The following is an 11755-nucleotide window of genomic DNA, read 5'->3' on the forward strand; positions in this document are numbered from 1 at the left end:
CCATCGTTGTACGCGGTTACGAAATGAGTCGTCCGGATTGCGAGCCACCAAGGGTTGGAGCCGCTACGCGGGAGCCATAGATCTGCCCATCATTTGGACGCAAGACGGTACCGAGATGCTTCTGGGGCAGCTGCGCTGCCAGGGTGGAGCAATGCAACAACGCATCCACTTGATCCATATGGGTGACTGGTGCGATTCACGCAACCACACTACGAAGCAAAGGGCACGAATTCAGCGACCGGACGTCACAGCGATGGCACGATTGAATCGACCTATCGCAGAACATCGCGAGTATTAAATTCGTACCCTTTACAAGGGGCGGCTAATGGGTGACCCTAATTAATGGGTGATGGATCCGTGGAGCGCGTCGACGCTGACGTGGCACAGCTCCTTCTCTTGCGTCCGTCTTTGCAAGGCGTGCAATATCGCCAGGCTGTTGGCTTCTTGCTCGACCGGCTGGGTCCTGGTCCTTGCTATTTCCTGGTAAAGATCCTTGATCTCGGCGACGGCGCGTTCATTGCGCGGGCTTGGCTCAAATACGCTCAGGCCGCGGTCGAAGATGCTGCGATCGTCTATCCACTCGTGGATCACCGTCTCGGCCGGGGTTGCGGTCAGGATTTCTTTTGCCAAGGCCCGGGCCGGGCTGGTTTCCGTGCCTGCTGCAGCGTCGAAGGCGCTGATGGCCTGGACTTCCACCACCAGTATGCGCAACGCAGGATTGAACAGCCGCGCAGCTTCGATGCGCTCCACCAGCGCCTGCCGGTTGCAAGCCTGGCGGGAATGGACCGGGATCACCAGCACATCGGTGGCGACCAGCGCCGCGTTGGTATTGCGCGCGTTGCTGCCGTCGGTGTCGACGATGGTTTCCGGATAGCGGTTGCGATAATAGGACGCTGGATTTTCCAGGTCCGATTCCAGGTCTGCGCTGCCGCGCACGGTGACCTTCGGCTTGCCGCCCGCGGCCCGGCGCCGTGCATCCCAGCCCAATGCATACTGCAGCGCAGTGACGTCTGTCAGCAGCACCCTGCGCCGGTTCTGCGCGCAATAGGCCGCCAGGCTGAGCGCAATGATCGAGCGTTTGGCAAACTCGTCTTCGCTGAAAACCGTAATGATCATGATAGGGCTCGCACGCTGTCTCTGATGACTTAAGTCTAGAGAAACGCGCATAAAGATATCGTAAAAATACGGGCCGAACATATAAACGAGGGCTAAAAAAACCAACCCCGAGGATTGGTTTTTTTGAAATCCGGGACTCGCTTGCAGTTACCTGTTATCAGCCGGATCTGCCCCCAGTTCCAGCACGCCGCGCAGCTCCTTCTTGGCGGCGTCGAACGCGCTGTTGAAATCGTCGCGGGCCTGCAGCCTGGCGGCGATCACGGTGCCGGTGATGCGGCCGGTTTCAATGTCGGAACGGTAGTGCACGCCGCCGACGATGCGGTTGTTGGCGTATTCGGCGGCGCGCGCCATGATCTCGGCGCGTTTTTCCGGCACCATGTTGGACAGGACGATGCCCATCAGCGTGCCTGCCGTGGCATGGCCCGACGGATAAGCGCCGGAGCGCGACAACTTGACTACGGGCTTGACCAGGTCGCTGTACATGAATGGACGCGGACGCTTCCAGACATCCTTGTAGGTATCGACCACGGCGCCTTCGGAATCAACCACGCGCTGGAAAAACATGGCGAACAGCGGCAGCCGGTCGCGTTTGAATTTCACGCCCATGACGTCGGCAAAACGCCAGATGTCTTCCGTGGCGTCGGCTTGCGAACGCGCCGCCATTTCCGGCGTGCGCGCGGCTTGCAGGGCGAGGATTTCGCTCAGCTCAGCCTTGGTTTGCTGCGAATCGTTGGCGGGCGGCGGCGGCAGCAGCTTGACCAGGTCGATTTCTTTCGACGTGATGAATGGATTTTCCTCGCGCGCCAGCACCGGGCCGGCGCAGGCGACAAAGGACAGGAGCAGCAGGGAAGCAATGAATTTACGCATGGACAGTACTTTCAAATAAAAAACCGGGAGCGGCGCTCCCGCTCGTTGTTTAGAAATCCAGGTTCAGCGTCAGAGACAGGCTGCGCGCCGGCAGCAGCGTCAGCACATCGCCCGGCGCCGGCGCCGAAGTGGTGGTGCTGGCCGGATTGACGCCGACGACGCTGTGCTTGTCGAACAGGTTATTGATGCCGAACTGGATCTTGGCCTGCTTGATGAATTGCGTCGGACGCTTGATCGTGTAGTTGACGAACAGGTTGGAGATCGTGAACGGGCTGATCTTGACCGCCTGGTGCACGCTGCCGTTGTCGTTATACATGGTGCCGACCCGCTTGTTGAGCCAGCCGATATCCCAGCCGCCGCGGTTGTAGTTCAGGCCCAGCGTTTCGGTATCGCTAGGCGCGCCGGCGATCCACTGGCCATTGGCGAACTTGGCGGTGCCGTAGGTGGCGTTGGCGTACAGGCTGAAGCCGGCGCCCAGCATCAGGTTGCCTTCGGCTTCGATGCCCTGGGTGGTGGAGCCGCCGTTGGCGAAGAAAGTGGTATTGCCGGCATTGTCGGTGAACGACGAATAGGCGTTATCGAATTTGATGTGATAAGCGTCGATGTCGAACGTGAAGCTGTCCGATTTCCACACCGAGCCGACCTGGAAAGTCTTGCTCTTGATCGACGACGGCAAGGCCGTGACGTTGGCGTTCTTGACGTCGAACACGCTGCTCGGCGGAATTTCATCGCCGACGACATACTGGCCGTAGACCGACCAGTTCGGCTGCAGCATGTAGTGCACGTCAATCGACGGCAACACGGTGTTATAGGTCACCGCGTGCTGGACGCTAGGCTTGCCGCCCAGGTTGCCGACGGTCTTGCCGTTGTCGGCGTACTGGGTCAGGTCCTGGCGGTAAGACGAATACTTCACGCCTGGCGTGATTTTCAAGTCCTTGGCGACCTGGAATTCATATTCGACGAACGGCTGCAGGGTCGTGGTCTTGAAGCGTTCATGGAAATTCGGCAGCGCGACGTCGACCCAGGTGCGCGGATCGGACGGGATCTGGTAGCGGTTGGTGTCGGCGTTTTCCGCCCACAGCCCGGTGCGCAGGATGCCGAAGCTGGATTCCTGGCTCAGGCGCAGCAGGTTGCCGTAGGTGCGGTAGCTGTTGAGCTTGTCGGTGGCGCTGGTGGCGGTGATGGTGCTGCCGTTATAGTTCTGCTGGTTGTGATAAGCATAGGTGTACAGCTTGTCGTCCAGCTTCCAGCCGCCGCCCAGGTCGGAGCTGAGGCCGGCATATTCGAAATCCGAAGTCACATGGTAGAAGTTGTAGCCCCAGTAGTTGGCTTGCTTGGGATCGTTGCTGAGCAGGTAGTCGTCGCCGAACTGCGCGATCTGGGCGCGGGTCGCGCCCTTGGTGTTGGGCGTATTGGCTTTCAGGTCGATATAGGAACCGAACAGGGTCAGCGCCGTGCTGCTGGTGATCGCATATTGATATTTGAGCGACACCGCATCACGTGTTTGTTTGTTGTAGCTTTGGTAGCCGTTCGATGTCATCTGGTGCGCGTTGACCAGCAGGTTGGAAGCGCCATCGGCGCCGAACTGGCCGCTTTCAACCTCGGCGCCGTAGATCTTGGTGTTGAACGAACCGTAGGAATCGAATACGCTGATGCGCTGTTCAGGCTCCAGGTTGCGCGACAGCAGGTTGACCGAGCCGCCGAAGTTGGCCGGGCCGATGGTGGCGGCCGAGCCGGGGCTGCGGTCGATCACCGCGCCGCCCAGGAACTGGCTGGGAAAGAAAGCCCAGGTGTGGTGCGAAGGACTGTTGGTGTCCTGGAACGGGATGCCGTCGAAACTGATGGTGTAGTCGCCGTCGGAAAAGCCGCGGAAGAAAGTCTTGGTATCGCCCAGGCCGACGCCGTTCGGGCTGTAGCTGTACATGCCTGGCGTCATCTGCAGCACCTGGCTGAAATCGGCCACCGGCGAGGTCAGGTTGCGGATGAATTCATCGCTCACTATCGATTGCGCCGAACGCGCCGTCAGCGAACCTTGCGACAGCGCGGTCTTGGCTGCGGTTGCTGCCTTGCCGGTAACTTCAACGACGGCGGTATCGCCGCCGCCGTCGGCTGCTTGCTGGGCGGCGGCCATCATCGGCGCCGCCATGCACACTAACGCGTACAAGACCTGCTGGGTACCTGGCTTCAAACTGAGGCGCTTCATTTCCATGTTTCCTTTTTAGAATCGTTGTCGCAAAAAAATCGAAAGAAATTGTCCGGCGAATGGCTTGCTGCCAGCATCTGCAGTCGTCAGCCGTAGTTCGGGGCGAAGCATAAGCTTTGAAAATTAAGCGAAAATGAGCTGTGCGGAATCTGTCTGATTTACGTCAACCGGCGCCGCATTTCACGCGCTGGTCATAATCGGCTGCTATCTTCAAGGGTCGACCAAGGCGGGTAACCCGATGCGCTTACTTCTGATTGAAGACGACTACATGCTGGGCAACAGCATCCGCAAGGGGTTCTATCCCTACGGCTTCACCGTCGACTGGACCCAGGACGGGATTGCCGCCGAAGCCGCGCTGGCCGCCGAGTCTTATTCCGCGGTGCTGCTGGACCTGGGCCTGCCGCGCAAATCGGGACTGGAAGTACTGAAGAAAATGCGCTCCGGCAGCAACAGCACGCCGGTCATCATCCTGTCGGCCAGCGACCGCGTGCTGAACCGGATCGAAGGACTGGACGCCGGCGCCGACGACTACCTGAGCAAACCGTTCGACCTGGATGAACTGGCAGCCCGCATACGCGCCTTGCTGCGCCGTAGCGGCGGCCGCACCAGCCCGCTGCTGGTGCACGGCGACATCCATTTCGACCCGGCCAGCAATACCGTCGCTTACAAAGGAAAAAACATTGCCTTGAGCAGCCGCGAACTGATGGTGCTGGCGGCATTGATCGAAAAGCCGGGCGCGGTGCTGTCGCGCGCACAACTGGTCGACAAGGTATATGGCTGGAACGATGAAGTGGAGAGCAACACCATCGAGGTGCATATCCACGCATTGCGGAAAAAACTGGCGCCGGGCGTGATCCGCAATATCCGCGGCCTGGGCTACATGCTCGAAAGCGCGTGTGTCGATTAGAAACCGCCTGCTGTTCTGGCTGCTGTCCGGCCTGGCCATCCTGGGCGCATGTTTTGTGCTGGCCGACTACCTGATCGACCGCGCCCTGCTGGCCGATATCTACGACGACCAGATGAGCCAGATCGCCTCCGCCATTCCGGTGCATTTCAGCGGCAACGACCTGGGCGTCAACGAGCCGGCGCTGAAATACGACGGCGACGACAGCATCCTGCAGATCTGGGACCAGGATGGGAAACTCAGCTACAGCTCGCACCAGGCGATCGTCCTGCCGCGTTTTTCAACACCCGGTTTCAGCGAAATAACCTGGCGCGGCAGCGAATGGAAACTGTTCATCCGCAAGACCGACCACAACCTGATCCAGGTAGCGCAATCGCTCAGCGGCAGGCGCAACATCGCCGTCGAGCACGCACTGCGTTCACTGATACCGCTGCTGATTTTTTTACTGATCATGGGCTTGCTGATCCATTGGAGCGTCGGCACCGGCCTGCAATCGCTGACCCGCCTGTCGCAGGAGCTGGCCAAGCGCACTCCCGACAAGCTGGGCCGGCTGGCCACGCAAGACCAGCCGGCTGAAATCAAGCCGCTGACGCATGCGCTCGATACCTTGCTGCAGCGCCTGAGCGTCGCCCTCGAAGGCCAGAAAAAATTCATCGCCGACGCCTCGCACGAATTGCGCACTCCCCTGGCTACCCTGCAGATCCAGACCCAGCTGGTGGAACAGTCGCTCGGCAGCGGGCGCGAAGCCCGCGCGCTGGCGGACCTGAAGGCTGGGGTCAAGCGCACCAGCCACCTGGTCGAACAATTGCTGATGGTGTCGCGCCTGGAGTCGGGCGGCATCCATGATCCGCACACCCGCCTGCAGCTGCACGAGATTGCGCGCGAGGTGACCATCGACCTGATCCCCTATGCCAACACGCGCAAAATCAACCTCGGCGTCGAGCAGCTGGATGCCGGCCACATCATGGGATCCGAGCATCATTTGCACATCCTGCTGCGCAACCTGATCGACAATGCGGTGCGCTACACCCCCAGCGGCGGCCAGGTCGACGTCACCATCCGCGCCAGCCAGGACGACATCCTGCTGGAAATCGAAGACAGCGGGCCTGGCATTCCCGCGGATGAACGAGAGCGCGTGTTCGACCGTTTCTACCGCTGCCTGGTGCCGCAGGCCACCGGCAGCGGCCTCGGCCTGGCCATCGTCAAGCAGGTGGCCGAGCTGCACCAGGCTGAAGTGAAGCTAGGCCAGGCGCCGCGGCTGGCCGGCCTGAAAGCCAGCATCATTTTCAAAAGAGCTGCATAGGGCGCAGCAAAAATTCCTGTTGACCTCAAGTGTACTTTAACTTGCATACTGCGCCGGTCAACCACTGATCTTGGGGCCATCACATGAATCAACGACTACGCGAACCAACCCTGCACCGCCTGCTTGACGCCAATGCCCGCTATGCCGACGACAACAAAGGCTTGACCAACCACTGTCCGATGGCGTTGTGCGCGCTGGCCGGAATGGGCGCACAGCCGGCGCGCCTGCAGGAATTTTTCGACACCTGGCAACACCGCTCGGCCGTACCGGCCCGGCCTGTGCTCAAGGCGGTCGGCCGCGATACATGGCTGGCCTGCATCGGCGACGCCAGCGCCGTCAGCGCCCTGCGCGAATATTTTGAAGAATGGATCTGGAGCGCCGGCGCCGACGCCGTCCTTGAACAAGTGCTGGGCAGGATACCGTTTGCCCCCGCAAGCGGCGCCTTCCATGCCTTGATCCGGCTTGCATATGGCCTGGAAGCGCAGCACCTGAGCGAAATCGCTGCCGGGCTGGCGGCGCTGGTCTGCGGCAACCTGCATATCGACGCGGGATCGCACCAGCGAATACCCGCTGCCTCGGTCAACCAGGGGCTGGCCATCTTGTCGCGCGTGCTGCATGGCACGGTATTCACCGGCAGCCTGATTGTTACGCGCTTGCGGGCGGTGGCCGGCTATCCGCTGTTCTACGCAGTGCTGCCGGCGGCGCCAATGCAGCCGCAGCTGCTCGACGCCATGACGCGGACGGCCATTTCCCTGTATTGGCAGACCAATAATTTCACTGCCCTGCACATCGTCACCGGCCTGCACGCCGCGCGCCGCGTGCTGTCCCATCTGCCGGAGGCGCTGGTCCAGCGCCTGCTGCCAGACCTGTGGGTGGCGGTTTGCGCCGCGTACGTATCGATAGGCGCGCCGCCCCTGGCGGCATCGGATGCGATCTCGGATGATGCAGAAACCTTGATCGACAACGCGGACACCTGGCAAGACCTGTTCACCACCGCCATCGCCTCCGACGACGACCACGTGATCAAGATGGTCTACACCTGCTATTGCGAAAACCTGCGCGCGCCGTCGCCGCTGTACCTGGCGGCAGCGGCGCGGCGGGCCGGCCGCATGTTTCAGATGCATTGACAAGCGGCCGTCTCGACCTTGCCGGCGACGCCTATGGCAGCTCGACGATCTCGACCCAGTTGGGATTTTTCCCCATGTCGTAGCGCTGCAGCAGCTGCAGCGCACCGCTCTTCTGGTCGATGGCGTAGCTGCTCATGCGGTTCGACTGCTGGCCGACCGCCAGCAGGTAGCGGCCGCTTGGGTCGATATTGAAGCCGCGCGGCTGGATCTCGGTAGCAAAATTGCCGATCGGCGTCAATGCGCCGCTGTCGGGATCGACGGCAAATCCGGCCAGCGTGCTTGAGGTGCGCTCCGAGGCATACAGGAAACGGCCGTCCGGCGTCAGGTGCAGGTCGGCCGGCGCCAGCGCCGCGCCCTGGAAATCCTTGGGCCGCAGCGAAACCGACGCCAGCAACGTCATGGCGCCGGCGGCGGCATCGTAGCGATAGGTATTGAGGCTGCCGTCCAGTTCGTTGGTGCCGTAGACGAAGCGGGCGCGGCGGTCGAACACGAAATGGCGCGGACCGGCGCCATGGCTGGTTTCGACATACGGCGGAACGCCGGGCGTGACCTGGCCGCTGGCTGCATCGAAGCGATATTGCTGGATGACGTCGCCGCCCAGGCTGCTGGCGAACAGGTGGGTGTTGCCAGGATCGGTTGCTATCGCGTGGGCCTTTTCACGGGTCGGGATCACGGCCAGCGGCGGCGCCTCGACCTCGCCCTTGGCGGCAATCGGATTGACGGAGATCTTGCTGCCGGTGTAGGACGCCGCCAGCAAAAAGCGGCCGGTCTTGTCGGTCGCCAGGTTGGCCATGTTGTCGGCCAGCGGTACGGTCGACAGCAAACCCAGTTTGCCGCTTTGCCGGTCGATGGCGAAGCTGCTGACCGAATACGGCAGCGAACGCAAGGAGGCATACAGGAAGCGGCGGTCGGGACTGACCGCCAGCGGCATCACCGTGCCGCCGGTCGCGATTTTTTCCACCAGGGCGACGCTGCCGTCCGCCTGGCTGAGTTCCATGACGTAGATGTCGCGGCTGTCGGCGTTGGACACGTACACCATGGTTTTGGCCGAAGCCGATGCAGCGCACGCCATGAGCGCCAGGGAGGTACACAGCCGGCTGAAGTTATGGTGCATTTCCATCCTGTCAGGTAATCGGCGCCGGATTGAACAGCGTCAAGGCATTGTGCAATTTGTGGTGTTCCGCCCAGGTCTGCTTGCGGCCGCTGGCCACATCCAGCATCAGGTGGAACAATTCCCAGCCCACCTCTTCGATGCTGGCCTCGCCGCTGGCGATGCGGCCGGCGTTGACATCCATCAGGTCGTGCCAGCGCCGCGCCAGGTCGTTGCGGGTGGCGACCTTGATGACCGGCACCGCGGCCAGGCCGTAAGGCGTGCCGCGGCCGGTGGTGAAGACGTGCAGGTTCATGCCGGCGGCCAGCTGCAGCGTGCCGCAGACAAAATCGCTGGCCGGCGTGGCGGCATAGATCAAACCCTTCTGGCGCAGCTTGTCGCCCGGCGACAGCACGCCGGAAATCGTGCTGCTGCCGGATTTGACGATCGAGCCCATGGCTTTTTCGACGATGTTGGCCAGGCCGCCCTTCTTGTTGCCGGGCGTGGTGTTGGCGCTGCGGTCGACGCCGCCGCGGGTCAGGTAATCGTCGTACCAGGCCATCTCGCGGATCATGGCTTGCGCCACCTCGGCGCTGGCGGCGCGCGCGGTCAGCTGGTCGATGCCGTCGCGCACTTCGGTGGTTTCGGAAAACATCACGGCTGCGCCGGCGCGCACCAGCAGGTCGCTGGCAAAACCTACCGCCGGGTTCGCCGTCACGCCGGAGAAGGCGTCGCTGCCGCCGCACTGGACGCCGACCACCAGCTCCGACGCCGGGCAGGTAACCCGGCGCCGCTTGTCCAGTTCGGCCAGTTGCTCCCTGGCGGTGGCCATGATGGAGACGATCATCGATTCGAAACCGACGTGTTCCGCATCTTGCAGGCACACCACGCGCAAGCCGTCTTCCTTGCCGCCGGTGCTCTGGATCGGGATCGAGCCTTGCGGGAACAGCCGGCCCGGCTGCAGTTTTTCGCAGCCCAGGCTGACCACCATCGCCTGGCCGCCGAAATTCGGATTCATGCTGATGTTGCGCAGGGTGCGGATCGGAATCTCCGCGCCCGGCGCATCGATCGCCACGCCGCAGCCGTAGGTATGCTCCAGGCCGATGACGTCGTCGACATGGGGATAGCTCGGCAGCAGCTCGGCCTTGATGCGCTTGACCGCATGCTCCACCACCCCCGACACGCATTGCACCGTGGTGCTGATCGCCAGGATGTTGCGGGTGCCGACCGTGCCGTCGGCGTTGCGGTAACCCTCGAAGGTGTAGCCTTCCAGCGGCGCCGCCGCCACCGGCTTGCGGGTGGCGATCGGCAGGTTGCTCAGCTCCCGCGCCGGCGGCATCCTGACCAGCGATTCTTCGATCCAGCTGCCTTGCGCGATCGGCCGCTGCGCATAACCGATCACCACGCCGTAGCGCACGATGGCCTCGCCTTCAGCCAGGTCGCTCAAGGCAACCTTGTGGCCTTGCGGCACCTTGTCGCGCAGCACCAGCCCGCAGGGGAATACCGAACCGGCCGGCAAGCCGCCGTCGTTGGCGACAATGGCGACATTGTCTTGCTCCTGCATGCGGATATACAGCGGCGTGTTGTTGTCTGTTTTGTCGGTTGCTGCCTTGCTCATGATTCCACTCCAGATAATTTCTTGTACGGCTGCCCTGCATCGTCCAGCGGCTTGAGCTCGACGCGCTTGATGTCTTTCACGATCACCAGGTAGCTGACCACGGCCAGCAGGGCATTGGCGCCGACATACACCAGCGCCCACTCGAAAGAGCCGGTCTGCTTGATGATGTAGCCGATCACGATCGGCGCCGTAATCCCGGCGATATTGCCGAACATGTTGAACAGGCTGCCGGTGAGGCCGATGATTTCTTTCGGCGAAGTATCCGCCACCACCGCCCAGCCCAGCGCGCCGACGCCCTTGCCGAAAAACGCCAGCGCCATGATGCCGACCACCATCCATTGGGTATCGACGTAATTGCACAAGATCATGGTAGTCGACAACAGCAGGCCGGCGACGATCGGGATCTTGCGCGCCCAGGTCAGCGAGAAGCCGCGCTTGATCAGGCGGTCCGAGATCAGGCCGCCCAGCACGCCGCCGAGAAAACCGCAGATCGCCGGCAAGGACGCCACGATGCCGGCCTTCAGGATCGACATGCCGCGCTCCTGCACCAGGTAGATGGGGAACCAGGTCAGGAAAAAATAGGTAATCGTATTGATGCAATATTGGCCCAGGTAGACGCCGGCCAGCATGCGGTTGCCGAGCAGCTGCTTGAGATAGCCCAGCTTGACCCCGCGGTTCACCTGCGGTCCCTTGCCTGCCGCCTGCCCCAGGCCCTGGTCCATCTCGACCAGGCCGCCGCCGTCGCGGATATGCGCCAGTTCCGCCGGCGTCATGCGCGGATGGTCTTTCGGGCTGTGCATCACCCGCATCCAGATCATGCTCAGCACCAGGCCCGCCACGCCCATGACGACAAACGTTTCCGACCAGCCGTAAGCGTGCGTGATCCAGGCCATCAGCGGCGCGAACAGCACGGTGGCGAAATATTGCGCGGAGTTGAAGATCGCCGAGGCAGTGCCGCGCTCGGTGGTCGGGAACCAGGCGGCGACGATGCGGCCGTTGGCGGGGAACGAAGGCGCTTCCGCCAGGCCCACCATGAAACGCAGCATGAACAAGGCCGGCACCGCCCACAGCACGCCGAGGAAATGCACGCCGCCCTGCAGCAGCGTGAACAGCGACCAGATGAAGATGCTGGCGGCGTAGACCCGTTTCGATCCGTAGCGGTCGAGCAGCCAGCCGCCCGGCAGCTGCCCGAGCACATAGGCCCAGCTGAAAGCCGAGAAGATGAAACCCATGGTGACCGCGTCGAAGCCCAGTTCGCCCTTCATTGCAGTGCCTGCAATGGAAAGGATGGCGCGGTCCGCGTAGTTGAAAGTGGTCACCACGAACAGCATGAACAAAATCATGTAGCGCAGCTTGCCGCGCGGGGCCGCTGCCGGCCCGGCCGTTTTATCGATATTCACCTGCGTCTCCTGTTTCGCCAGAGTCGGCGCCTGCGGCAGAGCGGCCTGGAATGCGCAGCTTCCGCCACCCGCGGCCCTGGCCGCATGCTGCGGGTCCAGGCCAGGGGTTGTTACAAGGCGCCGTTCT

9 protein-coding genes are annotated in these 11755 nt (G+C 62.3%); 3 read left to right on the top strand and 6 right to left on the bottom strand.

Features of this window, described 5'->3' with window-relative positions; translation table 11 throughout:
* Positions 1–339: 339 nt before the first annotated feature.
* The 3 genes from BM062_RS20045 to BM062_RS20055 all read right to left on the bottom strand — a co-directional run bounded on the left by BM062_RS20045 (position 340) and on the right by BM062_RS20055 (position 4186).
* Entirely contained in the window at positions 340–1116 is a 777-nt protein-coding gene (locus tag BM062_RS20045; protein WP_092400118.1) for a hypothetical protein, read from the bottom strand.
* Positions 1117–1263: 147 nt separating this feature from the next.
* Positions 1264–1983, bottom strand: a complete 720-nt coding sequence (locus BM062_RS20050; protein ID WP_092400120.1) for an acid phosphatase — start codon at positions 1981–1983, stop codon at positions 1264–1266.
* A gap of 49 nt (positions 1984–2032) precedes the next feature.
* Positions 2033–4186, bottom strand: coding sequence for a TonB-dependent receptor domain-containing protein (locus BM062_RS20055; protein WP_092400211.1), 2154 nt, complete (start codon positions 4184–4186; stop codon positions 2033–2035).
* Positions 4187–4424: 238 nt separating this feature from the next.
* Here BM062_RS20055 and BM062_RS20060 point away from each other — a divergent pair, with 238 nt between their 5' ends.
* The 3 genes from BM062_RS20060 to BM062_RS20070 all read left to right on the top strand — a co-directional run bounded on the left by BM062_RS20060 (position 4425) and on the right by BM062_RS20070 (position 7520).
* The gene (locus BM062_RS20060; protein ID WP_092400122.1) at positions 4425–5093 is read left to right on the top strand and encodes a response regulator transcription factor; all 669 of its coding nucleotides are present in this window, start codon (positions 4425–4427) and stop codon (positions 5091–5093) included.
* Complete coding sequence (locus BM062_RS20065) at positions 5083–6393, top strand: ATP-binding protein (protein ID WP_254785179.1); 1311 nt, start codon at positions 5083–5085, stop codon at positions 6391–6393. The genes BM062_RS20060 and BM062_RS20065 overlap by 11 nt, the downstream gene beginning before the upstream one ends.
* An 83-nt stretch (positions 6394–6476) precedes the next feature.
* Entirely contained in the window at positions 6477–7520 is a 1044-nt protein-coding gene (locus BM062_RS20070; protein ID WP_092400126.1) for a questin oxidase family protein, read from the top strand.
* A gap of 31 nt (positions 7521–7551) precedes the next feature.
* Here BM062_RS20070 and BM062_RS20075 read toward each other — a convergent pair whose 3' ends face one another.
* The 3 genes from BM062_RS20075 to BM062_RS20085 are packed head-to-tail and all read right to left on the bottom strand — an operon-like array spanning position 7552 to position 11571.
* The gene (locus BM062_RS20075; protein WP_092400213.1) at positions 7552–8634 is read right to left on the bottom strand and encodes a lactonase family protein; all 1083 of its coding nucleotides are present in this window, start codon (positions 8632–8634) and stop codon (positions 7552–7554) included.
* A 10-nt stretch (positions 8635–8644) separates the two neighbouring features.
* Positions 8645–10228: a galactarate dehydratase gene (gene garD, locus BM062_RS20080; RefSeq protein ID WP_092400128.1), complete on the bottom strand. Its 1584-nt coding sequence runs from the start codon at positions 10226–10228 to the stop codon at positions 8645–8647.
* Positions 10225–11571 (bottom strand): MFS transporter, encoded by a 1347-nt coding sequence (locus BM062_RS20085; protein ID WP_092400215.1) that lies wholly within the window; start codon positions 11569–11571, stop codon positions 10225–10227. Before BM062_RS20085 ends, garD begins: the two co-directional genes overlap by 4 nt.
* Positions 11572–11755: the final 184 nt, after the last annotated feature.

Source organism: Collimonas sp. OK412, assembly GCF_900112135.1.
GTDB classification, from domain to species: Bacteria; Pseudomonadota; Gammaproteobacteria; order Burkholderiales; family Burkholderiaceae_D; genus Collimonas; species Collimonas rhizosphaerae.

What these genes read in the sequence shown, in the direction of transcription:
- BM062_RS20045 (WP_092400118.1), bottom strand. Translation starts at nt 1,116, where the DNA reads ATGATCATTACGGTTTTCAGCGAAGACGAGTTTGCCAAACGCTCGATC.
- BM062_RS20050 (WP_092400120.1), bottom strand. Translation starts at nt 1,983, where the DNA reads ATGCGTAAATTCATTGCTTCCCTGCTGCTCCTGTCCTTTGTCGCCTGC.
- BM062_RS20055 (WP_092400211.1), bottom strand. Translation starts at nt 4,186, where the DNA reads ATGAAGCGCCTCAGTTTGAAGCCAGGTACCCAGCAGGTCTTGTACGCG.
- BM062_RS20060 (WP_092400122.1), top strand. Translation starts at nt 4,425, where the DNA reads ATGCGCTTACTTCTGATTGAAGACGACTACATGCTGGGCAACAGCATC.
- BM062_RS20070 (WP_092400126.1), top strand. Translation starts at nt 6,477, where the DNA reads ATGAATCAACGACTACGCGAACCAACCCTGCACCGCCTGCTTGACGCC.
- BM062_RS20075 (WP_092400213.1), bottom strand. Translation starts at nt 8,634, where the DNA reads ATGCACCATAACTTCAGCCGGCTGTGTACCTCCCTGGCGCTCATGGCG.
- garD (WP_092400128.1), bottom strand. Translation starts at nt 10,228, where the DNA reads ATGAGCAAGGCAGCAACCGACAAAACAGACAACAACACGCCGCTGTAT.
- BM062_RS20085 (WP_092400215.1), bottom strand. Translation starts at nt 11,571, where the DNA reads ATGATTTTGTTCATGCTGTTCGTGGTGACCACTTTCAACTACGCGGAC.